We start from the raw sequence: 23,963 nt of genomic DNA, 5'->3' as shown, positions 1-23,963 counted from the left end.
CCACTTCACCACGTGCCGATCGGCAATGCCCGGACATGCGAAGAGCACCCTCGCCGAGCGGGGCGGGGGTGCTCTTCGGTGCTTCGGCCGCGGTACGGACCGGGCGGTCCTGCTCGGTACCGGTGCCGGCTCAGTACCAGTGGTTGGCCTGCCAGAAGGCCCAGGCCTTGGCGGGGCTGCCGTAGCGGGAGTTCATGTAGTCCAGGCCCCACTTGATCTGGGTGGCCGGGTTGGTCTTCCAGTCGGCGCCGGCGGACGCCATCTTCGAACCCGGCAGCGCCTGGACCAGGCCGTAGGCGCCGGAGGAGGCGTTGGTGGCGCTCGGGTTCCAGCCGCTCTCGCGCTGCACGATCTGGCTGAACGCGTTGAACTGCCTGGCGTCCGGGATCATCTTGTGCGCGATCGCCTGGGCCGAGGAGGCCGAGGCCGGGGTGGCGGCCTGGGCGGGTGCCGCGGACAGCGCCATGCCGGCGGTGGCGGCGGCCACGGCGGCGGCGGTGAGGGCCTTCTTCGGGGAAGCGATGCGGCGGATGACGGAGACGGACACGGAGCACCTCTTGCGTCGGGGACGGGGACTGCCGGCGTGAACCCTCGGGGGGCTCGCGGTGCCTGGCGACGCCGACCAGATAAGCAGCCCGGAAATCCGCCCGCAATCACCCCTTTTACTAGTTGTGGCCGGATGGAGTGGGAATGGCCGTTCTGTGGCACAGCTCTCAAACCGCAGGTCGACAAGGGTGCGGTGTGGGACGTATCGGACAAATCGCTCTACGGTCGCGGTTCGTAGGTGAGCTGCGTCATGTGGGGTGCCTCACCGGCCCGCTCACCGCGTGGGTGGGACCCCTCACGCACCGGGACCGTCGAAGGTGACCGGCGTCTCGAACGCGGCCCGGCGGGTGGCCCGGCGCAGCGCGCGCAGCACCGCGGGGCCGAGCGCGAAGGTCAGCACCACCGTGCACAGGGCGCGGCCCAGGTCCCAGCCGAGGGAGGTGGCCAGGCAGTAGGCGACGAAGCGGGCCAGGTTGGCGGCGACCGAGGCGCCCGGGTGGAAGGAGATGCCCGAGGCGGTGGCGCCCATGAAGGGCCAGCCTGCCAGGTTCATGACCGTGCCATAGGCGAGCGAGGCGAGGAAGCCGTACCCGGCCAGGAGCAGCAGTTCGGCCCGGCCGCGCAGCCGCACCGGTCCCGGCAGCAGGCCCGCGCCCATCGCGAACCAGCCCATCGAGAGCATCTGGAACGGCAGCCAGGGGCCGACGCCGCCGGTCAGCAGCGCGGAGGCGAACATCGTCACCGAGCCCAGCGCGAAGCCGAAGCCGGGGCCCAGGACGCGGCCGCTGAGCACCAGCAGGAAGAACATCGGCTCGATCCCGGCCGTGCCGGCCCCGATCGGGCGCAGCGCGGCACCGGTGGCGGCGAGCACGCCCAGCATCGCCACCGCCTTCGGGCCGAGGTCCGACTCGGAGATCGTCGCCGCGACCACCGCCACGAGCAGGATCAGCAGCCCCGCGAACAGCCAGGGGGCGTCCTGGGCATGGGCGCTGAGCTGGGAGGCCGGCGGCGCGAGGAAGGGCCAGCCGAAGGCGATCACACCGACGACGGTGACGAGGGCGAGGGCGGCGACGGAACGGGGGCCGAGGCGGACGGCACGGACGCGCCCGGGACGGGGAGGACGGGGAGATGCCGGGGCGGCGGGGGCGGGGGTGCGCGGCGCCGTGGGCTCGGTCGCGGGCGTGGTCATCCCAGGGCCTCCTGGACCTGGGACACGGTCAGCCACTGCTGGGGGGCGAGGATCTTGGTGACCTGCGGGGCGAAGGAGGGGGACGACACCACGATCTCCGCCGTCGGGCCGTCCGCGATCACCTCCCCCTCGGCGAGCAGCACCACCCGGTGGGCGATCTCCGCGGCCAGTTCCACGTCGTGCGTGGCCAGTACGATCGCGTGCCCGTCGGCGGCGAGCTCGCGCAGCGCGGTGACCAGGCGGGCCTTCGCGGCGTAGTCCAGGCCGCGGGTCGGCTCGTCCAGGAGGAGCAGGGGCGGCCGGGCGGTCAGCACGACGGCCAGCGCGAGGGCGAGGCACTGGCCCTCGGACAGATCGCGGGGGTGGGTGCCGTCGGCGATGCCCGCCAGGAGCCGGTCGAGGAGGGTGCGGCAGGTGCCGGGGGGCGCCCCGGCGTCCTGGTCGGCGGCGGCGCACTCCGTCGCCACGGTGTCGGCGTACAGCAGGTCCCTCGGCTCCTGGGGGACCAGGCCGACGTGGCGGATCAGGTCGCGGGGGCGGGTGCGGTGGGGGGTCCTGCCGCCGACGGTCACCGTGCCGGTGGTGGGTTCGAGGAGGCCGACGAAGGTGTTGAGGAGGGTGGATTTACCGGCGCCGTTGCGGCCCATGAGGGCGATGGTCTCGCCGGGGGAGACGGTGAGCGTGATGTGGTGGAGGGCGGTGACATGGGCGCGGCGGACGGTGAGGTCGTGCGCGCCGGCGATGTGGGCCGGCCGGGGTTCGGGGGCGCTCTTGGCGCGGCGTTTGAACAGGCGGCCGGTGCCGCCGGTGGCCGGGAGCGGGGTCGCTCGCAGGCGCTCGCCGGGGGCCGCCGCGCCCGTCCTCCCCTGCTCTCGGCTCCGCCCGACCAGCGGCGGGACCCCCCTCGCCCCGGCGGCACGGCCGCCCGCGGCCGGGGCGAGGCGCTCTCGCAGGTCGCCGGCCCTCCGGCGGGCGTCCCGGACGGTCAGCGGCAGGGGGTTCCAGCCGGCCAGGCGGCCCAGGGCCACCACCGGGGGGTGGACCGGTGAGACGGACATGACGTCCGACGGGGTGCCGGTGACGGGGGGTGCGCCGGGGGAGGGGAGCAGGACGACGCGGTCGGCGTAGTGGACGACGCGTTCCAGGCGGTGTTCGGCCATCAGGACGGTCGTGCCGAGGTCGTGCACCAGGCGCTGGAGCACCGCGAGGACCTCCTCCGCCGCTGCGGGGTCCAGCGCGGAGGTCGGTTCGTCGAGGACGAGGACCCGGGGGTGCGGGGTGAGCACGGAGCCGATGGCGACGCGCTGGCGCTGGCCGCCGGAGAGGGTGGCGATGGGGCGGTCGCGCAGACCCGCGAGACCCAGCAGATCGAGGGTCTCCTCGACGCGGCGCCGCATCACCTCGGGCGCCAGGCCCAACGACTCCATGCCGTAGGCGAGTTCGTCCTCGACGGTGTCGGTGACGAAGTGGGCGAGCGGATCCTGGCCCACCGTGCCGACGACGTCGGCGAGTTCACGGGGCTTGTGGACGCGGGTGTCGCGGCCGGCCACGGTCACGCGTCCGCCGAGGGTGCCGCCGGTGAAGTGCGGGACGAGCCCGCTGACCGCGCCGAGCACGGTGGACTTGCCCACCCCGGACGGGCCGACGAGCAGCACCAGTTCGCCCTCCGGCACCTCGAAGTCGACGTCGCGGACGGTGGGTTCGGGGGCACCGTCGTATGTGACGCTGACCTTCTCGAAGCGGATCACGGATGCTCCCTCGGGACGACGAAGGCGGGCAGCAGGGCGAGCAGGACCGACGCGGCCGGCCACAGCGGCAGGGCGGGGGCGGTCAGCGGGACCACGCCCGGGTGCAGGGCCTCGGGGGCGCGGGCCGAGGCGAGCGTCAGCAGCCCGGCGACGGCGGCGCCGGAACCGGTGACCAGCCAGGCGCGCAGGCCCCAGGGATCGGGCCGGTACCGGGTGCGCAGCGAGCGGCGGCCACCGAGGCGCAGTCCGGCGAGGGCGGCGAGGACCCCGGCGAGCAGCAGCGGGGCGCCGTAACCGCCGCCCTCGGCGGTGAGCAGCCCGTACGTGCCCGCGCAGACGCCGAGCAGCCCGCCGAGGGTGAGGGCGGCGGTCGTACGGCGGACCGTTGCGGGGACGTCGGCGCCGCGGCCGTAGCCGCGGGCCTCCATGGCGGCGGCGAGGGCGACGGAACGTTCCAACGCGCCCTCCAGGACCGGGAGTCCGACCTGGAGCAGGCCCCGGATGCCCCGGTCCGGGCGGCCGCGCAGCCGGCGGGCGGCCCGCAGCCGCTGGACGTCGGCGATGAGGTGCGGCGCGAAGGTGAGGGCGACGACGACGGCGACGCCGGTCTCGTACAGCGCGCCGGGCAGGGACTTCAGCAGGCGGGACGGGCTGGCGAGGGCGTTCGCGGCGCCGACGCAGATCAGCAGGGTGGCCAGCTTCAGCCCGTCGTACGCCGCGAAGACGAGCGCCTCCGCGGTGACCTCACCGCCGAGGCGGATGCCCTGGGCCCAGTGCGGGAGCGGGATCTCCGGGAGGGTGAGGAGGACATGGGTGCCGGGGATCGGGGAGCCGAGGGCCACCGCGAAGACCAGGCGGATGAGCAGGACGGCGAGCGCGAGCCTGGCGAAAGCGGAGTAGGAACGGGCCCAGGGGGCGGCGGAGCGGTGCGTCGCCACGACGTACGCCGACACGGCGACGAGCAGGGCGAGGAGGAGCGGGTTGGTGGTACGGGTGGCCGCCGTGCCCAGGGATATCGCCCAGAGCCACCAGGCGCCGGGGTGCACGGTGGCGCGACGCCGGGTGGCGACGCCCTCGCCCGCCGGCGCGGTCGGCCGCCGCTCCGCCGGGGTGCGGGGCACCGCGCGTCCCGCACCCACCGGACCGTTCGACGGAGTCATCCGCGTCGCCGGCGGAACTGCCACACCGCCGCGCCCGCGAGGACGACCACCACGCCGGCCCCGATCGGCAGTCCCAGGGACGGGCCGCCACCGGACGGGGGAGCGGGCTTCTCGGGAGTGGCCGAACCGGCGGAGCCGACCTGTTCCCCGCACCCCGTGCGGGGATACCCCGAGATCGCGCACAGCAGGGCGTTCGTGTCGTATCGCAGCGGCTTGGCCACGGCGGCCAGCGCCTGCGCGGCGGAGGCCGCGGGCGCGACCCGCGCGCACGCCGTGCGGCGGGCCGGCGGTGTCTCCCCGGAGGGGGCGTCCGCCGGGACGCCGAAGTCGATGACCAGGGCCACCCGCTTCGTGCCCCGCTCGGCGGCCGTCCCCGAACAGATCGTGGCGAAGTCCGCCGTACCGCGCGGCTTGCTCGCGTCGCCCGAGTCCGCGCTCACGGAGAAGCGGAAGCCCTCCACGGCGCCGTCGTCGGGGCGGGCGAGCGAGGGGCCCTGGGTGGCGTACGTCCAGTGGCCGCCGGACCGTTCCCAGAACGACCAGTAGCGGTATCCCGTGGCCGACGCCTGCCCGGCACCCGTGCCGAGCAGCAGGGCGAGCGCGGCCAGCAGCACCGGCACGGCACGGCGGACGGCCGTCACGGCTGCCGCTTCTTGCGGGTGCTCAGCAGGAAGCCGATGCCGATGCCCGCGACGAGGCAGATGCCGACGCTCCACCAGACCCCGGCGTGCGAGGTGCCGTCGGACGCCTTCGCCTGCTTCTCGGCGGCGGCCTGCATCCGCGGCTCGGGGCCGAGGGCGTCGAGGGAGGTGACGAGGCTGGTGCCGCCGAAGTCGCCGGGCTGGGCGCCGACGGCGTGCGCGGCGAGGATCAGCTGGGCGTACGCCGCGGGCCCGGTCTGGGCGGCCCAGGGGCCGGCACTCTTCTCCAGGAAGGCGTACGCCTTCTTCGCCGCCGCGGTGCGTCCGTCGGCGGCGAGGGCGACGACGGTGTCGGCGGTGTTGCCGTAGTCGGGCTGGTCCGTGGCACCGGGCATCGCGGACATGAGGTGGCCGGTCCGGGCGATGGCGGCCGCCAGGTACGCGCCGCCGTTGTCGGCGACCTGGGCCGGGGTGGGGTGGGCGGCCTCGGCGCAGGCGTCCGCGGCGGGCGCCTTGCCGGTCTTCGCCACGAAGCCCTTGCCGAGCGCGGCCGTCACACCGGCCGCGGTGGCGTCGGCGTTGGCGACCAGCTTGCCCTTCTTGTCCGGCTGGTAGGCCAGCGCGCCGCCGCCGTCGTGGGCGCAGGGGATGGACCAGGTGGCCAGGGCGTCGTACGGGGACTTGCCGTCCTTGCGCACGCTCGCCGGGTCGGCGCCGGTCGCGGCGAGCGCGCCGACGACGACGGAGGTGGAGTTGGTGTCGCTGGGGCTGCCCGGGTTGTAGCCCCAGCCGCCGTCCTTGTTCTGCACGGACTTCAGCCAGTCCACGGCCTTGGTGACGGCGGCGTCGTGGCCGCCGGTCGCGTGCAGGGCCTGGACGGCGGCGGCCGTGCTGTTGGTGTCCACCACGGTCTTGGCGTCGCAGGCATTGGCGGGGGCGGCGCGGAAGGCGGCGAAGGAGCCGTTCGCGCACTGCTGGCCGATGAGCCAGCCGACGGCGGCGGTCGCCGGCCGGTAGCCGAGGGTGCGCTGCGCGACGAGGGTGAGCGACTGGCGCCACACACCGTCGTAGGTGGGGTCCGACTTGCCGTAGAGACCGGCCGGGACCGATGCCTTGGGGGAAGGGGACGGGCCGGCGGCCACGGCGGGTGCGGCGGCTGCCAGCACGCCTATGGCGGCGAGAGCCGCGGCGTTGCGGCGGACGTTCATGGTCGGCGACTGCCTCTCCCTGCGGGGAGCCGGGCAGCGCACGGGAGGGACCCGGGCGGCTCGGCTCCGTATACCTCGACGGTGCCGTGCGCGGCGAGGGGCCGACGCACGCGAGCCGGTCACGTCCGCCCCGGGGCGTTCCGGCTCACCGGTTCCTGGCGGAACGGCTCACGGTTGCGGGTCAGCGCCGGAATTGCACCGGCTTTCCCCCGTACGGGTGTGATGACGACCCCGCCACTTTACCGGCAGCTCCACGGAGCCCGGGGAGTGCCCGTGAGCACACCGTGACGGTGATTAGGGTCACGGCCATGACAACACCGGGAAAGCTCCTCGGCTCGGGCCGCACGGCCGACGTCCACGAGATCGACGCCGCGTGGGTACTGCGCCGCGACCGCGAGGGCCGGGGGGACGCGACGGCCGAGGCGGCCGTGATGACGCACGTACGACGGCACGGCTATCCGGTGCCCCGGGTCCGCCCCACCGGCTCGCGCACCGAACTGGTCCTGGAGCGGCTCTCCGGTCCGACCCTGCTCACCGCCCTCGTCGCGGGCCGGGTCGGTCCGGCGGAGGCGGGGGCGCTGCTCGCCGGGCTGCTGCGGCGGCTGCACGCCCTGCCCGGACGGCGTCCGGCCGATCCCGGGGCACGGGTGCTGCACCTGGATCTGCACCCCGACAACGTGATGCTCACCCCGGACGGGCCCCGCGTCATCGACTGGTCCAATGCCGAGGACGGCAGCCCCGGCCTGGACTGGGGCATGTCCGCGGTGATCCTCGGCCAGGTCGCCGTGGGCCCCACCGGTCTCGCCGGCCCGGCCCGTGAATCGCTCGGCGCGCTGCTCGCCGACCCCTCGGACCTCACCGAGCAGGGGCTCGGGGAGGCGCTGCGGCGGCGGGCGGCGAATCCGACGATGAGCGGGGAGGAGACGGAACTCCTGCCGAGGGTCAAGGAATTGATAAGGGAAGTGGCACGACTGCCCTGAGTTCGCTTGTCTGTTGGCTGAAAGTGCGGGTGTTCCGCAAGGGGTGCGGTGGTCGTTTCGGCCAGCGGGCGAGGTGGACCGTGTCCCGTTGGCGAGGTACATCGTATTTGTGCCGACCGGGCCGCGCGGGCGAAGGTGGCCCAAGCGGCGCGGAGTTGGCATATTGCGGTCAGACGTGACCGCTTGCAGCCTCCGGGGGAATGGTGCGTACAACCAGGAAGATGCGCCGGTTCGCCAACGAGCTGATCGACCCCCTGCGCGTGCCGATCCCCGCCGACCCCGCCGACCTGCTGGAGGCCCTGGTCGAGTCCGCGATCCGCTGGCGCGGTCGCCCCATCGTCGTCCACCAGGCGAACTTTCCGCCGCAGACCTCCGCGACCGGACTGTGGATCGAGCGCGTCGGCCGCGACGACATCGTCATCGAGGCCGACGCCCCGCCCTGGATGAAGCTCGTGATCCTCGGCCACGAACTGTGGCACATGGCCGACGACGATCCCGCCCACCGCGCCGCGCACGCCGGAGCCGCCCCCGCGCCCGCCGACGCCGACGGCACCGTGGCGACCGCCGCCCGCACCCGTTTCCTGGAGGCCGCCGAACAGCGCGCCGACCTGTTCGGCATGCTGATCGGCGACCGGCTGCGGCCCTGGCTGAAAGCGTCCCCCGACTCCGTGTACGCGGCGCACACCTCAGGCCACGACGACCTCGCCGGACGCATCGGCGCGGCCCTCAACTACCGCGGGTCCCGATGAGCGACCTGATCAACTACACGAGCTGCGGGCTGCTGTGGCTCGGCCTGCTGGCCAAGGCGCCCGATCTGGCCCGGCGCTGGCGGGACCCCTTCCTGCTCACCCTGAGCGCCGTGCTGGCCCTGTCCTCGCTGTGCTTCCTGCTCGGCGCCCCCGGCACGGTCGGCTTCGTCAACGACGCCGGCGGTGTGCCCAACCTGGCCGCCCCGCTGACGTACGGGACCGTCACCGCGTACGGCGCCGCCTCCCTCGCGCTCGTCATGCGCTGGCGCGGCGGCCCCGGCACCGGCCGCGCGATCCGCCGCTGGACCCTCGGCTACACCGCCGTACTCGCCGGTATCGCCGCCCTGTTCATGCTCGGCGACGCGGCCGTGGAGCGCCGTACGGACTTCGACACGTACTACGCCACCACGCCGTACATCGCCGAGATGATCGTCCTGTACCTCGGCGCCCATCTGACCGCCGTCGTCGTCACCGCGTGCCGATCCCTCTCCTGGGCGCGCCAGTTGCGCGGCTCGTTGCGCGCGGGCCTGGTGACGATGGGCGCCGGCAACCTCGTCGGCTGCGGCTACAGCGTGGCCAAGCTCTCCGCCGTCGGCGCCCGCTGGTGCGGCCGGGACTGGTCCGTGCTCGGCACGACGTTCCCGGCGGCCTGCGCCGGACTCGGGGCCGCGATCACCGTGGTCGGCATCGTGATCCCGCTGTTCGCCCCCTTCCTGGCACTCCGGGCCCGCTGCTGGCGGGCGTACGCGAGGCTGGGCCCGCTGGAGCGGACGCTGACCGGGCTGCTCACCCGCGAGAGCCTGCGCGCGCCGCGCCCGCTGTGGCCCTCCGCCACCCGCTGGCTGACCTGGCGGCAGAGCTCGATCTACAACGGACTGCACCATCTGGGGCGCCACTTGGACGAGGGCTTGTTCCGGCAGACGTACGCCGACCGGACGCGGGCCGGCGCGGACCCGCGGCAGGCGGAGGCCGCCGCCTGGGCCGCCGTCATCGCCGCCGCCGTCATCGCCGCCGCCGTCCGGGCGCCGAACGAAGAGCGGGCGGACGCGGTCGTACCGCTGGCCGGCCGGCCCGACCTCCCGGTGCTGCTGCGCATCTCGGACGCCCTCGCCGAGGGCACCGGCGACCGCGCCCTGGCCGTGTGCTGAGGTGGGTGCCGCGCCATGAGCCTGATCGTGTACACGGTGGCGAGCCTGTTCACCGTGACCGCCCTGCTGATCTTCCGTCGGCCGCGCCTCGCCCTGCGGGACCCGCTGACCGCCTCCACCTGTGTGTCGATCTTCCTCGGCGGGCTCTGCTTCTTCTGCTCGGCCCCGGTCACCCTGGGCGCGGTCAACGAGGTCACCCACGTCCCCAACTTCGGCGCCCCGATGACCTACAGCGTCATCTCCGCCTACAGCGCCTCCCTGCTGATCCTGCTGATCAACTGGCGCGGGGGCCCCGCCGAGCGGGTACGGAGCCAGGTGGTGCGGGTCGCCACCGTGTACAGCCTGGTGATCGTCGCCGTCATCACGCTGTTCGCGCTCGCCCACGCGCCCGTCGAACGGCTGCGGGACCTCGACACCTACTACGCGAACACGCCGTACATGCGCGAGATGATCGTGCTCTACCTCCTCGGGCACGGGGCCTGCGCGGTGATCACCATCTATGTGTGCCTGCGCTGGTCCCGGGAGGTGACCGGCATCCTGCGCCTGGGGCTGCGGCTCATCATGGCGGGCCTCGCGGTGGACGTGCTCGGCTTCGAGTGCGCCAAGTCGACCGCCGTGGTGGCCCGTTGGGCGGGGCACGACCTGGACCGGCTGTCCACCGGGCTGGCCCCGCGCGCCGCCGCGCTGGGCGCCCTGCTGTGCGCGGCCGGCTTCGTGCTGCCCCGGCTGCTGCCCGCGACCCTCTCCCAGTGGCGCAGCATCTGGGACTACCGCGCGCTCGGCCCGCTGTGGGCGGAGCTGCGGAACGTGCCGACCGCGCCCAAACCGGCCCCGCCGCGCTGGCAGTTGCCGCGCGGCCGGCTGTACTACCGCGAGCTGCGCATCCTCGACGCGCTGCTCGCCCTCCAGTCCCGCTGCGACGGCCGGGTACGCGAGACGGCGTACCGGCAGGCCCGCGGCCAGGGCAGCCCGCCGGGCGAGGCGCATTTCATCGCCGCGGCCGCGATGGTCGTGGACGCCGCGCACCAGGCGGGGCGGCCGGGCCCCCCGGAGGGTCCCGGGCCGGAGGGCGGCTCCCGGCTGCACACCGCGCTCTTCTCCGACACGGGTGAACTGGTCAGACTGGCGCGGGCGCTGGCCGGTTCGCCGGTCGTCAGGGCGGCCCGGGAGGGCGCGGCGAGGACCGCCCGGAGCTGAGAGGTTCCGAGCCGACGCCCGCCCGCCCGGAGCGGGCGCCCGGAGCGACGTCCACGCGCACGTGTCACCGGACGTCCCACCGGACGTCCCACCGGATGACTCACCAGAGGAATGGGGAACCGTGAACGCACGAAGAGCCGTTGTCATCGGGGCCGGACCGGCCGGTCTGCTCGCCGCCGCGGCGCTCGCGCCCGCCGTGGCCGAGGTCGTGGTGCTCGACCACGACGAGCTGCCCGAGGCACCCGAGCACCGCAAGGGGGTGCCCCAGTCCCGGCACGCCCATCTGCTGATGCCCGGCGGCATGGCGGTGATGGAGGAACTGCTCCCCGGCGCCGACCTGCGGGGGCGGCTGGTGGCGGCCGGGGTCAGGGAGACGGCGCTGAGCTCGGACCTGCTGACGCTCGCCCCGTCGGGCTGGTTCCGGCGCTGGCGGCACCGCACCTTCATCACCATGACCGCGAGCAGGCCGCTGCTGGAGTGGGGCGTGCGCCGGGCGGTGCTGGAGACGAACCCCAACGTCACGGTGCGCCGTGCCCGGGTGGGCGGGCTGCGCGGCAGCGCCCGCCGGGTGACCGGTGTACGGCTGGCCGGCGCCGGCGGCGGGCCGCCCGAGTACCTGGACGCCGACTGGGTGGTGGACGCGAGCGGCCGGGGCACCCGGCTGCTGCCCTGGCTCGACGTCCTCGGCGTGCACGGCATCCGTGAGCGGCACGTCGACAGCGGGCTGGCCAACGCCAGCCGCGTCTACCGTGTCCCGCCCGGCGCCCCGGACTGGCCGATGACCCTGGTGCAGGCGGACCCCTGGAGCGGGCGGCCCGGACGCAGCGGCATGATCGTGCCGATCGAGGACGGCAAGTGGATGGTCAGCCTCGGCGGGATGCGGGGCAGCGAGCCCCCGAAGGACCCGGACGCCTTCGTCGGGTACGCGCTGAACCTGCCGAGCCCCCTGGTGGGCCGGCTGATCGAGGCCGCCGAGCCGCTCGGCCCGGTGCACGTCAGCCGCAGCACCAGCAACTCCCGCCGGTACCTGGAGGACGCACGGCTGTGGCCGGAGCGGCTGGTGGCGATCGGGGACGCGGCGGCCACGTTCAACCCGATCTACGGGCAGGGCATGTCCGCCGCCGCGCTCGGCGCCCGCGTGCTCGCACGGGCCGTGCGCGAGCACGGCGTCGAGGCGCCCGGTCTGGCCCGGCGGGTGCAGCGGTCGGTGGCCCGTGCGGCCCGGGGGGCCTGGACGGCGGCCGTCAGCACCGATGTCCTCTACCCGGGGGTGGAGGGCGGCCGCGCGACCGTCGGCGACCGGCTGGCCGCCGCCTACTCCCGGCGGCTGAACCACGCCGCCACCGGCTCCTACGCCGCGGCCACCGCCCTGTGGGACGTCACCACCCTGCGCACCGCGCCCGCCCGCCTCTTCCGCCCCGACGCCCTTCTCCACGCCCTCACCGGACCCCCGCTGCCCGCCCTGTCGGGCCCCCCGCTGACGGCCGCCGAACGGGACTTCCTGTCCGGCCTCAAACCCTGGGCGTAGGACCGCCGAAGGGCAGGTGGAGCACCCGGGAGGCGAGCAGCCAGCGCCCGTCGGCACGGCGGAACCGGTCCTCGTAGTGCCCGATCTGCACGGGCGGCCCGGCGGGCACGAGGCCGCCGGAGTAGCCGTCGACGCGGTGGGTGGAGAAGTACGACACCGCCGTCGCCGTCTCCGGGGAGTCCACCGTGACCAGGACGTTCGACATCAGCCGCCGGGAGAGCCGGTCGGCGGGGCGGCCGCCGAAGTACTCCCGCAGCGCCGCCCGCCCCCGCACCGCCCGCCCGTCCCCGGGCGGGGGCCACTCCCAGCTGCCGTCCTCGGTGAACAGCTCGGCCACCTGGGCCGGTTCACCGAGGTCGAGGCGGTGCACGAAGTCCAGGATCAGGCGCTCGCAGGCGCGCTCGGCGAGCAGCCGCCGCACAGGGTCCATGCGCCTGTGTACCAGCCCGAGCCCTCCCGCCGCGAGAGGGATTCACACCGCCGCGTACGCCACCGGACCGCTCCCCGGCACCTGCTCCACACGACCCTGTTTGAGGAGGTGGCGCAGGTGGGACTCGGCCTCCGAGACGGCGATGGTGCGCGAGGAGGGCGGGATGTCCGCCCAGGGGCGGTTCCAGCGCATCCGCTCGGCCAGCTGCCAGGGGGTGAGCGGGGTGGCGAGCAGGGCGAGGAGGCCCCGCAGGCGCTCCTCGTGGTGGTCCAGCAGCTCCCGTACCCGGGCGGGCGCGTCGGTGAAGGCGTGCCGGTGCGCGGGCAGCACCTCGGCGGGACCGAGCAGGCTCACCCGCTCCAGGGAGTCGAGGTAGTCACCGAGCGGATCGGTCACGGTCGCGTCGTCGGGATCCTCGTACAGGCCGATGTGCGGGGTGATGCCGGGGAGCATGTGATCCCCGCTGAACAGTCGTCCTTGGCCCGGGAGTTCACCCGGATGCCGCTCCTCCAGGTGCAGGCAGACGTGGCCGGGCGTGTGCCCCGGTGTCCAGATCGCGCGCAGCCGGCGGCCCGGCAGGTCCAGGAGTTCACCGGGGACGATCTCCCGGTCCGGCAGCGCGGGGGAGAAGCGGGGCAGCTCACGGCCGCCCCGCGCCGCCGCCCGCAGCGGCGCCACCTGCTCCTGCGGCGCCCCCGCCGCCGTCAGCTTGGCGGCCATGTACGCGAACCACCGCTCGGGCCGCGCCTCGCGCGTCCTGCGCACGATCGCCGCGTCCGCCGCGTGCATCGCCACCCACGCCCCGGACGCCTCGCGCACCCGCCCGCACAGCCCGTGGTGGTCCGGGTGGTGATGGGTGACGACCACCCCGGCCACCTCCCGCACCCCGGTGCCGCAGGCGTCGAGCCCCGCCACCAGGGTGTCCCAGGATCCGGCGTCGTCCCAGCCGGTGTCGACGAGCACCGGCCCCCGGCCGGTGTCCAGCACGTACACCAGCGTGTAGCCGAGCGGGTTGTCCGGGATGGGCACCCGGATAGACCGTACGCCACCGCCGTGATCGAACGTCCGCGCCATGGTCCGCCCCTCCGCCAGCCGGTCTCCGACACGACCATTGCCCACCGATACCGGAACTGATATCAGTTCTGATGCATCGTCAGAAAGTAGTGTGCGGCAGGCGGCGTGCTGGGAGGCAGCCATGACCGGGCTCGTGGAACACGGACAGCTCTACATCGGCGGGGAGTTGGCCGAGCCGCTCGGTGAGGACGTCATCGAGGTGATCTCCCCGCACACCGAGGAGGTCATCGGCCGGGTGCCGGGCGCCTCGCGCGCCGACGTGGACCGGGCCGTGGCCGCGGCGCGCCGGGCCTTCGACGAGGGACCCTGGCCGCGTATGACCCCCGAGGAGCGGATCGGCGTCGTCACCCGGATCAAGGACGGCATCGCCGCCCGGCACGAGGAGATCGCCCGGGTGATCTCCGCCGAGAACGGCTCCCCGTACTCCTGGAGCGTCCTCGCCCAGGCGCTCGGCGCGATGATGGTGTGGGACTCGGCGATCCGCGTCGCGCGGGAGTACGTGTACGAGGAGCGGCGCGACGGCGCCCTCGGCCCGCTGCTGGTGCGCCGGGAGCCGGTCGGGGTGGCGGCTGCCGTGGTGCCGTGGAACGTGCCCCAGTTCGTCGCCGCCGCCAAGCTCGCGCCCGCGCTGCTGGCCGGCTGCACCGCCGTACTCAAACCGTCCCCGGAATCCCCGCTGGACGCCTATCTCCTCGGCGAGATCGCCCGCGAGGCCGGGCTGCCCGAGGGGGTCCTGTCCATCCTGCCCGCCGACCGTGAGGTCAGCGAGTACCTGGTCGGGCATCCCGGCCTGGACAAGGTGTCCTTCACCGGATCGGTCGCGGCCGGCAGGCGGGTGATGGAGGTCGCGGCCCGGCGGCTCACCCGGGTCACCCTGGAGCTGGGCGGCAAGTCGGCGGCGATCGTGCTGCCGGACGCGGACCTCGCGGCCGCGGTCGCGGGGATCGTGCCGGCGGCCTGGATGAACAACGGGCAGGCGTGCGTGGCCCAGACCCGCGTCCTCGTGCCGCGCGCCCGCTACGACGAGTTCGCCGACGCCTTCGCCCGCGCCGCCGACGCCCTCGTGGTCGGCGACCCGATGGACCCCGCCACCCAGGTCGGCCCGCTGGTCGCCCGCCGCCAGCGGGCGCGCAGCCTCGACTACATCCGCGTCGGCCAGGAGGAGGGCGCCAAGGTCCTCGCGGGCGGCGGCCGTCCGGCCGGGTTCGAGCGCGGCTGGTACGTCGAGCCGACCCTCTTCGGGGACGTGGACAACTCCATGCGGATCGCCCGCGAGGAGATCTTCGGGCCGGTCGTCTGCCTGCTGCCGTACGGCGACGAGGCCGAGGCCGTACGGATCGCCGACGACTCCGAGTACGGCCTCTCCGGCAGCGTGTGGACCTCCGACGTCGAGCGCGGCATCGAGGTCGCCCGCCGGGTGCGCACCGGCACCTACAGCGTCAACACCTTCAGCCTGGACATGCTGGGCCCCTTCGGCGGCTACAAGAACTCCGGCATCGGGCGGGAGTTCGGGCCCGAGGGCTACGGCGCCTACCTGGAGCACAAGATGATCCACCTCCCGGCGGGGGCGTGAGCCGTGGCCGACCGCTGGCACGTGGAGGTCGACCGGTCCCTGTGCGTCGGCTCCGGCCAGTGCCTGCACCACGCGCCGGCCCACTTCCGCCTCGACTCCGCCCGCCGGTCGCACCCGACGGACCCCGACACGGACGCGGCCGAACCCGTCCTCACGGCGGCCGAGACCTGCCCCGCGGAGGCCATCTCGATCACCCTGCGGGGCAGCGGGGAGCCGGTGTTCCCGCCCGAGGAGTGAGCGGGCCCGGTGTCATCGCTCCGGGGTGGTCAGGTCGATCAGCCGGCAGACCGTCTCGATGTCGATCTTCACCTGGGCGATGGAGGCGCGGCCGGAGAGCCAGGTGATGAGGGCCGAGTGCCAGGTGTGCTCGATGACCCGGACGGCGGAGAGCTGCTCGGGGGTCGGGTCGTCCAGCCCCATGGCGTCCAGGATGATCGCCGTGGTCTGCCGGGAGACCTGGTCCACCTCCGGGCTGACGCTGCGGTCCGCGAAGGTCAGGGCGCGGACCATCGCGTCGGCCAGGTGCGGCTCGCGCTGCAGGGCCCGGAAGGCCCGCATCAGCGTCTCGGCGACGCGCTCGGCGGCGGTGTCCCCGGCGGGGGGCTTGCGGCGCAGGGTGCCGTGCATGCGCTCCAGCTGGTCCTGCATGGTGGCCACCAGCAGGTGCACCTTGGACGGGAAGTAGCGGTACAGCGTGCCCAGGGCCACCTGGGAGGACTCGGCCACCTCGCGCATCTGCACCGCGTCGAAGCCACCCCGGCCCGCCAGCTGCGCGCTCGCGTGCAGGATCCGTCGACGGCGGGCTTCCTGACGCTCCGTGAGCGGCGGCGAGGGAGTGCGCGACGTACTGGCTTCCGCAGGCATGGGTCCCGCTCCGTGACAATCGGTGAGGGTGTCGGTAGGGCACGTGATCAGACAGCATGGCAGGGCCGCGCGCCGTGGCGCGAATCACCTGATCCACTGCTCACAGCACCCCTACCTGCCGGTAGATTCAGAGGCTCTTGAACGATCAAGTCTGAAACTTGTTCTAGATTAGCGTCCCGTCGTAGTCTCGCGGGACAGCGCAGGCAGAAGGGGGCACAGAGTGACCGCCGAGGCCCGGGAAGCGGGTGCCCGTGAGGACTTCGCCGCCGACGGGGAGCGACCGCTCGACATCGCGCTCCTCACCTACAAGGGGAACCCGTTCTGCGGCGGGCAGGGCGTCTACGTACGGCACCTCTCGCGCGAGCTGGCCCGCCTCGGACACCGCGTCGAGGTCATCGGCTCCCAGCCGTACCCCGTGCTCGACGAGGGATACCCCTCGCTCACGCTGACCGAGCTGCCGAGCCTCGACCTCTACCGCCAGCCCGACCCCTTCCGCACCCCCGGCCGCGGCGAGTACCGGGACTGGATCGACGCCCTCGAAGTGGGCACGATGTGGACCGGCGGCTTCCCCGAGCCGCTCACCTTCTCGCTGCGCGCCCGCCGGATGCTGCGGGCCCGGCGCGGCGACTTCGACGTCGTCCACGACAACCAGACCCTCGGCTACGGCCTCCTCGGCGACGTCGGCGCGCCGCTGGTCACCACCATCCACCACCCCATCACCGTGGACCGGCAGCTGGAGCTGGACGCGGCCGAGGGCTGGCAGCGGCGGTACTCGGTGCGGCGCTGGTACGCCTTCACCCGCATGCAGAAGCGGGTCGCGCGCCGGCTGCCCTCGGTGCTCACCGTCTCCGGCAGCTCCCGGCAGGAGATCGTCGACCACCTCGGGGTGCTGCAGGACCGCGTCCACGTGGTGCACATCGGCGCCGACACCGATCTGTTCGCGCCGAATCCGGCGGTGGCCGAGGTGCCGGGGCGGATCGTCACCACCTCCAGCGCCGATGTGCCGCTCAAGGGGCTGGTGTTCCTCGTGGAGGCGCTGGCCAAGGTGCGCACGGAGCACCCGGCCGCGCACCTCGTCGTCGTCGGCAAGCGCCCGGCGGAGGGGCCGGTCGCCCAGGCCATCGAACGGTACGGCCTCGACGGCGCCGTCGAGTTCGTCAAGGGCATCTCGGACGCCCAGCTGGTCGACCTGATCCGCTCCGCGGAGGTCGCCTGCGTGCCCTCGCTGTACGAGGGGTTCTCGCTGCCCGCCGCGGAGGCCATGGCCACCGGGACACCGCTGCTCGCCACGACCGGCGGCGCGATCCCCGAGGTCGCGGGCCGCGACGGCGAGACGTGCCTCGCGGTGCCGCCCGGCGACGCGGGCGCCCTGGCCGCGGGCCTCGGCCGGCTGCTGGACGACGCCGGGCTGCGCGCCCGGCTCGGCGGGGCGGGCCGCGAGCGGGTCCTGGCCAACTTCACGTGGGCCCGCGCGGCGCAGGGCACGGTGGCGAGGTACCGCGAGGCCATCGCCTCCCGCGGCTCCGCCGCGGAGGCCCGCCGCTCCGCGCCCGAGACCCCCGGCCGCCCCGCGGCCTCTTCGACCGCTGCCGCTCCCGCGGCTTCCCCGAGTGACACCAGCGTCTATCCCGAAAGCAGGGCCACGTGCTGACCGTCGACTTCTCCCGGTTCCCCATCGCCCCGGGAGACCGCGTCCTGGACCTCGGCTGCGGAGCCGGCCGGCACGCGTTCGAGTGCTACCGGCGCGGCGCCCAGGTCGTGGCCCTCGACCAGAACGCCGAGGAGATCCGCGAGGTCACCAAGTGGTTCGCGGCGATGAAGGAGGCCGGCGAGGCCCCCGAGGGCGCCACCGCGACCGCGATGGAGGGCGACGCGCTGGCGCTGCCGTTCCCGGACGACTCGTTCGACGTGGTGATCATCTCCGAGGTGATGGAGCACATCCCCGACGACAAGGGCGTGCTCGCCGAGATGGTGCGCGTGCTGCGTCCCGGCGGCCGGATCGCGGTCACCGTGCCCCGCTACGGCCCGGAGAAGATCTGCTGGGCGCTGTCCGACGCCTACCACGAGGTCGAGGGCGGCCACATCCGCATCTACAAGGCGGACGAGCTGGTGGCGAAGGTCCGGGAGGCCGGTCTGAAGCCGTACGGCAGCCACCACGCGCACGCCCTGCACGCCCCCTACTGGTGGCTGAAGTGCGCCTTCGGCGTCGACAACGACAAGGCGCTGCCGGTGCGCGCGTACCACAAGCTCCTGGTCTGGGACATCATGAAGAAGCCGCTGGCCACCCGGCTCGCCGAGCGCACGCTCAACCCGGTGATGGGCAAGAGCTTCGTGGTCTACGCGACCAAGCCCCACCTGCCGCGGCTCGCCGAGGAGGCGGCCGCCCAGTGACCACCCCCCGGACAGAACACCTCGTCCTGCCCGGGGTCCTCACCGCCGAGCAGGCTGCCGCGACCGTACGCGGCATCCTCGCGGTCCAGCGGGAGGACGGCGCGATCCCGTGGTTCCGGGGTCACCACCTGGACCCGTGGGACCACACCGAGGCCGCCATGGCCCTGGACGCGGCCGGCGAGCACGAGGCGGCCGAGCGGGCCTACCTGTGGCTCGCCCGGCACCAGAACGAGGACGGCTCCTGGTACGCGGCCTATGCGGACGGAGCCCACGACGAGGTCACCGACCGCGCCCGCGAGTCCAACTTCGTGGCGTACATAGCCGTCGGCGTCTGGCACCACTACCTGTCCACGGGCGACGACACGTTCCTGGACCGCATGTGGCCCTGCGTCTACGCGGCCGTGGAGTGGGTGCTCGGCCTCCAGCAGCCCGGCGGCCAGATCGGCTGGCGGCGCGACGAGGACGGCACGCCCACCGCGGAGGCCCTGCTCACCGGCAGCTCCTCCATCCACCACGCGCTGCGCTGTGCGCTCGCCATCGCCGAGCAGCGTGAAGAGGCCCAGCCGGACTGGGAGTTGGCGGCCGGCGCGCTGCGGCACGCGATCCGCAGGCACCCGGAGCGGTTCCTGGACAAGGACCGCTACTCGATGGACTGGTACTACCCGGTCCTCGGCGGTGCCCTGACCGGAGCGGAGGCCGAGGCACGGATCGACGGTTCCTGGGACCGGTTCGTCGTCCCGGGCCTCGGGGTGCGCTGCGTCGTACCCAATCCGTGGGTGACCGGCGGCGAGTCCTGCGAACTGGCGCTCGCCCTGTGGGCGGTGGGGGAGTCGGACCGGGCGCTGGAGATCCTGAAGTCCGTGCAGCACCTGCGGGACGCCGAGTCCGGCCTGTACTGGACGGGTTACGTCTTCGACGACGAGGCGATCTGGCCGCGCGAACTGACCACCTGGACCGCGGGTTCCCTGCTGCTCGCGGTCGCCGCGCTCGGCGGGCACGAGGCCACCTGCGCGGTCTTCGGCGGCACGTATCTCCCGGCCGGCCTGGACCCGGACTGCTGCCGCTGACCCTGCCCGTACCCGGTGTGGTGCCCGGCGTTTCGCCCGAGTGGCGTAACCGCGTGTGCGGAGTGACGGTGGAGAAGGAAGCTCCCCACTCGGAAAGACACGTCGGGAGGACCTCGTGCCTGTACCGATACGGCGTCTGTGCGTGGCACTGGCCGTGTGCTGCGCCCTGGTGGCCGGCGGCACCGCCTGCGCGGGCAACGACGCCGGTGCCCGCACCAGCACCAGGACGGCGGTCACCACGGCGGCGCTGAACCAGCCCGCCGCCGAGCCCAGCCCGAGCACCTCCGCGGAGAAACAGCGGTTCGCCAAGACCAGGTTCGTGGCGAACGCGGGCCTCGCGGCCGGTGCCACCTACCAGTGGATCTACAAGCCGTGGAAGGCGGGCAAGTTCAAGAAGGGCGCGAAGGGCCGCAGGCTGGCCCTGGTCAAGGCCGGTGTCGCCGGGCTGTTCACCTACAACCGGCTGAAGGCCGCCGAGCGCAACGCCAAGGGCGACCCGCTGCTGTCCAAGGCCCTCGCGCCGCTGAGCAAGAGCATCGAGAGCCTGAAGGACCTGCCGGCCAAGCTGCGGCGCGGTGACAGCGGCGCGGCGAGCGACTTCACCGACGTCATCAACAACGTGAAGGACGCCGGGAAGAGCGCGGGCGCCACGGTCCAGAACAAGGTGCCGTCGGCGGGCCAGCTCCGCGGCGGCGGTCAGTGAGTCCCCCTGGGGGCCTGGGAAAACCCTAGGAGTTCAGTTCCGCGAGCACGCGGAGGGTGAAGGGGTCCGGTGACAGGGCCAGCAGGTCGGTCACCGGGCCCCTTCGCCATGACTCCAGCCGCTCCGCGATCCGTTCGCGCGGGCCGACCAGCGAGATCTCGTCCGCGAAGGCGTCCGGTACCGCGAGCACCGCCTCCTCACGCCGCCCCGCCAGGAACAACTCCTGTACGCGGCGGGCCTCTTCGGGATATCCCATGCGGGCCATGAGGTCGGCGTGGAAGTTGCGGGAGGCGTGTCCCATGCCGCCGATGTAGAAGCCGAGCATCGCCTTCACCGGCAGCAGCCCCTCGGCCACGTCGTCGCACACCCGCACCCGGACCATGGGTGCCACCAAGAACCCCTCGGGCAGGTCCCGCACCGCGTCGCCGTACACCTCGGGCCGGTCCGGCGCCCAGTACAGCGGCAGCCAGCCGTCGGCGATCCGCGCCGTCTGCGCCACGTTCCGGGGTCCCTCCGCGCCGAGCAGCACAGGGAGCCGGGGCCGCAGCGGATGCGTGATCGGCTTGAGCGGCTTGCCGAGTCCGGTGCCGTCCGGGCCCCGGTACGGCAGCGGATGGAACCGCCCGTCCAGCGACACCGGCGCGGTGCGGCGCAGCACCTGCCGTACGACGTCCACGTACTCCCGAGTCGCGGTCAGCGGCGACGCCGGGAACGGGCGGCCGTACCAGCCCTCCACCACCTGCGGCCCGGACAGCCCGAGCCCCAGCATCATCCGCCCTCCGCAGAGGTGGTCCAGGGTGAGCGCGTGCATCGCGGTGGTGACCGGCGAGCGCGCCGCCATCTGGGCGACCGCCGTACCCAGCTTGATGGTCGATGTCCGCGCGGCGATCCAGGTGAGCGGGGTGAAGGCGTCCGAGCCCCAGGACTCGGCCGTCCACACGGAGTCGTAGCCGAGCCGTTCCGCCTCCTGGGCGAGCGGCAGGTGGGCGGCGTCCGGGCCGCGTCCCCAGTAGCCGAGCGCGAGACCGAGCCGCATGGCCCCTCCTGACGTACCGTCAGTTCACTGCCGGGAGGTGACTGTACGACAACGGCCCCCCACCCGGAAGGGTGAGGGGCCGGAGTTCCGTGGCGCCCGGCTCAGCCGCGCTGGATGCCCGAGGTGTCCTGGAGCACACCGCGACGGCCGTCCTGGGTCTGGGCGACCAGCGCGGCACCGCGCTGCTCGACCGCCAGGTACCAGGTACCCGGCGCCAGTTCGGCGATCGGGGTGGGCGAACCGTCCTCCGCGAACAGCGGACGGGTCACCGGCACCGCGAACCAGAACGGCGAGAAGTCCGCCGGCGCGGCCTGCTGCGGCGCGGCACCCTGCGCGGGCGCCGGCTGCGGCGAGCCGTACGGCTGGCCCTGCTGCGGCTGGGCGCCGTACTGCTGCTGCGGGGCGCCCTGGGCGCCCGGGTAGCCGTAACCGGTGGGCGGCTGGGCACCGTAGGGCCCCGGGGCGACCGGCTTGGGCGCCGGGATCAGCGCGCCCTGGAGCGCCGGAACCAGCGGGGTGGCGACGGCGGCACCGGCGAGGACCAGCGCGGCGATGAACCCGAGCACGAGCCCGGCGCCCGCGCTGATGTGGTCCGGCACGTCCACCAGCGTCCAGAACAGGGTCCACGCGGAAAGGATCGTGAAGCCCGTGCCCACCATGCCCAGATCCAGGCCCAGCACCTTGCGCTGCTGCGGCATGCAGCGGTTGAGCACGATCAGCGCGGCACCGATGACGGCCCCCATGTACGTGCCGAGGCCCGTCCCAAGGTTGTCCCATACGCCCTGGCTGTCCGAGAAGCCGGAGGCCGAGTAGGAGTAGAGGTCGAGGAACGACGCGATGAACAGCAACACCGCTGCTCCGATCACCACGCCGTCGCCTCTAGTGAGGGAGCGGATGTTCACTTCAGGTCCTTCGTGAGTCGTCTCGTCGTCGCTAGACCCTACCGTCCGCAAGATCCGGCTGTCCGGCCGGTCGCGGCCCCGGTCAGGACTCGCGCAGGAAACTCACGATTCCCTCGGACATCCCCTGCGCGGCCTTCTGCCGCCAGGAGCCGCTGGTCAGCAGTGCGGCGTCCGTGCCGTCGCGCATGTTGCCGCACTCGATGAACACCTTGGGAACCGTTGACAGATTGAGACCGCCGAGGTCCGTGCGGGTGTCCAGCGCGGTGCCGTGGCCGATGTAGTTGGACGGCGGCTCACCGGTCACCCGCCGGAAGTCCGCCGCGATGCGCCGGCCCAGGTCGCGCGAGGGCCCGACGATCGGCCGGGTGTCGGCGGCGCCCGCGTGCACGACCCCCGGCAGGATCACGTGGAACCCCCGGTCGCCCGCCGGCGCCCCGTCGGCGTGGATCGAGATCGCCGCGTCCGCGTGCGCCTTGTCGCCGATCTCCGCCCGCTCGTCGACGCACGGCCCCCAGTCCGGGCCCTTCTCGTCATGGGTCAGCCGGACGGTGGCACCCTGCCGCTCCAGCAACGCGCGCAGCCGGTGCGCCACATCGAGCGTGAACCGGGCCTCCGCGTACCCGTCGTCGGTGGACGTACCGGTGGTGTCGCACTCCTTGCGGCCGTTCCCGACGTCCACCTGGCGGTTGATCTCGGCCGTGTGCCGGAAGTTGCCGACGTTGTGTCCCGGATCGATGACCACGATCTTGCCCTTGAGCGGGGCGGCGGCCCTGTCGTCGGCGTGCGGGGAGACGGACGGCGAGCTGCGCGCCACCGGCTTCGACGCGGCCCCGGCCTCCGCCGTCGCCCCGCCTCCCACCGCCGCGTACGCCCCCCACCCGATCAGCCCCCCGGCCACCAGGGCGCCGCCCGCGACGACGAACGGCCTCCGACGGGAGAGACGCCGTTGCCGCGGGGGTCCGGACTCCGGATCTGTGTATGACACGTCAGCGACTCTAACCGGAGCTCAGATCCCCGTCCCCGTTCGCCGCAGCACCCGCAGAGACCCGGTCGCCGAGACCTCGGTGAAGGCACCGGAGGCGAGGGCGCGCAGGTACACCCGGTAGGGGGCCTGGCCGGTGAACTCGTCCTCGGGTTCGGGGAACACGTCGTGGACGGCGAGCAGTCCGCCGTCGGCGATGTGCGGTGCCCAGCCCTCGTAGTCGGCGTTCGCGTGCTCGTCGGTGTGGCCGCCGTCGATGAAAACGAAGCCGAGCGGGCCGCCCCACACCGCGGCGACCTGCGGGGACCGTCCGACCAGCGCGATCACGTGCTCTTCGAGACCCGCCCCGAACAGCGTGCGCCGGAAGGCCGGCAGCGTGTCCATCAGCCCGACCTCGGGGTCCACGGTCTCCGGGTCGTGGTACTGCCAGCCCGGCTGCTGCTCCTCGCTGCCCCGGTGGTGGTCCACGGTCAGCGCGGTCACCCCGGTCGTCCGCGCCGCGTCGGCCACCAGCACGGTCGACCGCCCGCAGTACGTCCCCACCTCCAGCAGCGGCAGCCCCAGCCCGCCCGCCTCGACCGCCGCCGCGTACAGGGCCAGCCCCTCGTCCACGGGCATGAACCCCTTGGCCGCCTCGAACGCGGCGAGAATCTCGGGCTTGGGGGCGGTGGCCATAGGACGCCTTTCGGGGTGGCACGACTGTTCGGTCCCCATGCTCCCGCACGCCTGCCGGCGCGGAGTACGGGGGGCGTCCCCGAGGGGCGCGGGGCGGTGCCCGAACGCGGCCCCGCCGCGCGGGCGGGAACGGCCACGACGCACCCGGGAGCCGCGAACCGGCGGTCCGGGA

Annotated in this window: 24 protein-coding genes; 11 read left to right on the top strand and 13 right to left on the bottom strand. The window is 74.0% G+C overall.

Annotated elements, in window-relative coordinates; translation table 11 throughout:
* Window positions 1-130: 130 nt before the first annotated feature.
* From VT52_RS14855 to VT52_RS14830, 6 genes are all read right to left on the bottom strand, one after another.
* Window positions 131-547, bottom strand: coding sequence for an aggregation-promoting factor C-terminal-like domain-containing protein (locus VT52_RS14855; protein ID WP_046422680.1), 417 nt, complete (start codon window positions 545-547; stop codon window positions 131-133).
* A 294-nt stretch (window positions 548-841) separates the two neighbouring features.
* Complete coding sequence (locus VT52_RS14850; protein ID WP_079175057.1) at window positions 842-1,735, bottom strand: ECF transporter S component; 894 nt, start codon at window positions 1,733-1,735, stop codon at window positions 842-844.
* Complete coding sequence (locus tag VT52_RS14845; RefSeq protein WP_046422682.1) at window positions 1,732-3,483, bottom strand: ABC transporter ATP-binding protein; 1,752 nt, start codon at window positions 3,481-3,483, stop codon at window positions 1,732-1,734. The genes VT52_RS14850 and VT52_RS14845 overlap by 4 nt, the downstream gene beginning before the upstream one ends.
* Window positions 3,480-4,604 carry an energy-coupling factor transporter transmembrane protein EcfT gene (locus VT52_RS14840; protein WP_240509765.1) on the bottom strand — a complete coding sequence of 375 codons (1,125 nt, stop codon included), beginning with the start codon at window positions 4,602-4,604 and terminating at the stop codon, window positions 3,480-3,482. Before VT52_RS14840 ends, VT52_RS14845 begins: the two co-directional genes overlap by 4 nt.
* A gap of 35 nt (window positions 4,605-4,639) precedes the next feature.
* Window positions 4,640-5,284, bottom strand: coding sequence for an SCO2322 family protein (locus VT52_RS14835; RefSeq protein WP_046422683.1), 645 nt, complete (start codon window positions 5,282-5,284; stop codon window positions 4,640-4,642).
* Window positions 5,281-6,492 carry a prenyltransferase/squalene oxidase repeat-containing protein gene (locus tag VT52_RS14830; protein WP_046422684.1) on the bottom strand — a complete coding sequence of 404 codons (1,212 nt, stop codon included), beginning with the start codon at window positions 6,490-6,492 and terminating at the stop codon, window positions 5,281-5,283. Before VT52_RS14830 ends, VT52_RS14835 begins: the two co-directional genes overlap by 4 nt.
* A 308-nt stretch (window positions 6,493-6,800) precedes the next feature.
* On the opposite strand from VT52_RS14830, the gene VT52_RS14825 reads away from it, so the two are divergent.
* From VT52_RS14825 to VT52_RS14805, 5 genes are all read left to right on the top strand, one after another.
* Complete coding sequence (locus tag VT52_RS14825) at window positions 6,801-7,472, top strand: phosphotransferase (RefSeq protein WP_046422685.1); 672 nt, start codon at window positions 6,801-6,803, stop codon at window positions 7,470-7,472.
* Window positions 7,473-7,693: 221 nt separating this feature from the next.
* Window positions 7,694-8,221, top strand: coding sequence for a toxin (locus VT52_RS14820; protein ID WP_240509764.1), 528 nt, complete (start codon window positions 7,694-7,696; stop codon window positions 8,219-8,221).
* Entirely contained in the window at window positions 8,218-9,369 is a 1,152-nt protein-coding gene (locus VT52_RS14815) for a DUF6545 domain-containing protein (RefSeq protein ID WP_046422686.1), read from the top strand. Before VT52_RS14820 ends, VT52_RS14815 begins: the two co-directional genes overlap by 4 nt.
* 15 nt (window positions 9,370-9,384) lie before the next feature.
* Window positions 9,385-10,566: an MAB_1171c family putative transporter gene (locus VT52_RS14810; RefSeq protein WP_046422687.1), complete on the top strand. Its 1,182-nt coding sequence runs from the start codon at window positions 9,385-9,387 to the stop codon at window positions 10,564-10,566.
* Window positions 10,567-10,687: 121 nt separating this feature from the next.
* Window positions 10,688-12,094: an FAD-dependent monooxygenase gene (locus VT52_RS14805; RefSeq protein WP_240509763.1), complete on the top strand. Its 1,407-nt coding sequence runs from the start codon at window positions 10,688-10,690 to the stop codon at window positions 12,092-12,094.
* On the opposite strand, the gene VT52_RS14800 is transcribed toward VT52_RS14805, so the two are convergent.
* On the bottom strand, window positions 12,078-12,524 hold the full coding sequence (locus VT52_RS14800; protein ID WP_046422688.1) for a nuclear transport factor 2 family protein: 447 nt from the start codon (window positions 12,522-12,524) through the stop codon (window positions 12,078-12,080). The genes VT52_RS14805 and VT52_RS14800 overlap by 17 nt on opposite strands.
* Window positions 12,525-12,566: 42 nt before the next feature.
* On the bottom strand, window positions 12,567-13,598 hold the full coding sequence (locus VT52_RS14795; protein ID WP_046422690.1) for an MBL fold metallo-hydrolase: 1,032 nt from the start codon (window positions 13,596-13,598) through the stop codon (window positions 12,567-12,569).
* A 121-nt stretch (window positions 13,599-13,719) separates the two neighbouring features.
* On the opposite strand from VT52_RS14795, the gene VT52_RS14790 reads away from it, so the two are divergent.
* Together VT52_RS14790 and VT52_RS14785 are read left to right on the top strand one after the other, a co-directional pair.
* A complete protein-coding gene (locus tag VT52_RS14790; protein ID WP_046422692.1) occupies window positions 13,720-15,171 on the top strand; it encodes an aldehyde dehydrogenase in 1,452 nt (483 codons plus the stop codon).
* Window positions 15,172-15,174: 3 nt separating this feature from the next.
* The gene (locus VT52_RS14785; protein ID WP_046422693.1) at window positions 15,175-15,408 is read left to right on the top strand and encodes a ferredoxin; all 234 of its coding nucleotides are present in this window, start codon (window positions 15,175-15,177) and stop codon (window positions 15,406-15,408) included.
* A gap of 12 nt (window positions 15,409-15,420) precedes the next feature.
* On the opposite strand, the gene VT52_RS14780 is transcribed toward VT52_RS14785, so the two are convergent.
* Window positions 15,421-16,035 carry a TetR family transcriptional regulator gene (locus VT52_RS14780; RefSeq protein WP_046422695.1) on the bottom strand — a complete coding sequence of 205 codons (615 nt, stop codon included), beginning with the start codon at window positions 16,033-16,035 and terminating at the stop codon, window positions 15,421-15,423.
* Between the two features lie 220 nt (window positions 16,036-16,255).
* Between VT52_RS14780 and VT52_RS14775 the strand changes: the two genes are divergently transcribed.
* From VT52_RS14775 to VT52_RS14760, 4 genes are all read left to right on the top strand, one after another.
* Window positions 16,256-17,686 carry a glycosyltransferase family 4 protein gene (locus VT52_RS14775; RefSeq protein ID WP_046422697.1) on the top strand — a complete coding sequence of 477 codons (1,431 nt, stop codon included), beginning with the start codon at window positions 16,256-16,258 and terminating at the stop codon, window positions 17,684-17,686.
* A complete protein-coding gene (locus VT52_RS14770) occupies window positions 17,680-18,426 on the top strand; it encodes a class I SAM-dependent methyltransferase (protein ID WP_046422698.1) in 747 nt (248 codons plus the stop codon). The genes VT52_RS14775 and VT52_RS14770 overlap by 7 nt, the downstream gene beginning before the upstream one ends.
* On the top strand, window positions 18,423-19,493 hold the full coding sequence (locus VT52_RS14765; RefSeq protein WP_046422699.1) for a prenyltransferase/squalene oxidase repeat-containing protein: 1,071 nt from the start codon (window positions 18,423-18,425) through the stop codon (window positions 19,491-19,493). The genes VT52_RS14770 and VT52_RS14765 overlap by 4 nt, the downstream gene beginning before the upstream one ends.
* A gap of 115 nt (window positions 19,494-19,608) precedes the next feature.
* Window positions 19,609-20,196, top strand: coding sequence for a hypothetical protein (locus VT52_RS14760; RefSeq protein ID WP_046422700.1), 588 nt, complete (start codon window positions 19,609-19,611; stop codon window positions 20,194-20,196).
* Window positions 20,197-20,221: 25 nt separating this feature from the next.
* On the opposite strand, the gene VT52_RS14755 is transcribed toward VT52_RS14760, so the two are convergent.
* From VT52_RS14755 to VT52_RS14740, 4 genes are all read right to left on the bottom strand, one after another.
* Entirely contained in the window at window positions 20,222-21,232 is a 1,011-nt protein-coding gene (locus VT52_RS14755; protein ID WP_046422702.1) for an LLM class F420-dependent oxidoreductase, read from the bottom strand.
* A 101-nt stretch (window positions 21,233-21,333) separates the two neighbouring features.
* Entirely contained in the window at window positions 21,334-22,134 is an 801-nt protein-coding gene (locus VT52_RS14750; protein WP_206306514.1) for a DUF5336 domain-containing protein, read from the bottom strand.
* Between the two features lie 82 nt (window positions 22,135-22,216).
* Complete coding sequence (locus tag VT52_RS14745) at window positions 22,217-23,119, bottom strand: N-acetylmuramoyl-L-alanine amidase (RefSeq protein ID WP_079175056.1); 903 nt, start codon at window positions 23,117-23,119, stop codon at window positions 22,217-22,219.
* Window positions 23,120-23,140: 21 nt separating this feature from the next.
* The gene (locus VT52_RS14740) at window positions 23,141-23,791 is read right to left on the bottom strand and encodes a class I SAM-dependent methyltransferase (RefSeq protein WP_046422708.1); all 651 of its coding nucleotides are present in this window, start codon (window positions 23,789-23,791) and stop codon (window positions 23,141-23,143) included.
* Window positions 23,792-23,963: the final 172 nt, after the last annotated feature.

The sequence above is a fragment of the Streptomyces malaysiense genome (genome assembly GCF_000980885.2).
GTDB lineage: Bacteria > Actinomycetota > Actinomycetes > Streptomycetales > Streptomycetaceae > Streptomyces > Streptomyces malaysiense.
The sequence above is the reverse complement of the archived record's forward strand: the minus strand, read 5'-3'. Positions and strand labels throughout refer to the sequence as shown.

Coding starts and splice junctions, on each gene's coding strand:
- VT52_RS14790 (WP_046422692.1), top strand. CDS start 13,720: ATGACCGGGCTCGTGGAACACGGACAGCTCTACATCGGCGGGGAGTTG.
- VT52_RS14740 (WP_046422708.1), bottom strand. CDS start 23,791: ATGGCCACCGCCCCCAAGCCCGAGATTCTCGCCGCGTTCGAGGCGGCC.
- VT52_RS14780 (WP_046422695.1), bottom strand. CDS start 16,035: ATGCCTGCGGAAGCCAGTACGTCGCGCACTCCCTCGCCGCCGCTCACG.
- VT52_RS14755 (WP_046422702.1), bottom strand. CDS start 21,232: ATGCGGCTCGGTCTCGCGCTCGGCTACTGGGGACGCGGCCCGGACGCC.
- VT52_RS14825 (WP_046422685.1), top strand. CDS start 6,801: ATGACAACACCGGGAAAGCTCCTCGGCTCGGGCCGCACGGCCGACGTC.
- VT52_RS14800 (WP_046422688.1), bottom strand. CDS start 12,524: ATGGACCCTGTGCGGCGGCTGCTCGCCGAGCGCGCCTGCGAGCGCCTG.
- VT52_RS14810 (WP_046422687.1), top strand. CDS start 9,385: ATGAGCCTGATCGTGTACACGGTGGCGAGCCTGTTCACCGTGACCGCC.
- VT52_RS14795 (WP_046422690.1), bottom strand. CDS start 13,598: ATGGCGCGGACGTTCGATCACGGCGGTGGCGTACGGTCTATCCGGGTG.
- VT52_RS14820 (WP_240509764.1), top strand. CDS start 7,694: ATGCGCCGGTTCGCCAACGAGCTGATCGACCCCCTGCGCGTGCCGATC.
- VT52_RS14850 (WP_079175057.1), bottom strand. CDS start 1,735: ATGACCACGCCCGCGACCGAGCCCACGGCGCCGCGCACCCCCGCCCCC.
- VT52_RS14815 (WP_046422686.1), top strand. CDS start 8,218: ATGAGCGACCTGATCAACTACACGAGCTGCGGGCTGCTGTGGCTCGGC.
- VT52_RS14830 (WP_046422684.1), bottom strand. CDS start 6,492: ATGAACGTCCGCCGCAACGCCGCGGCTCTCGCCGCCATAGGCGTGCTG.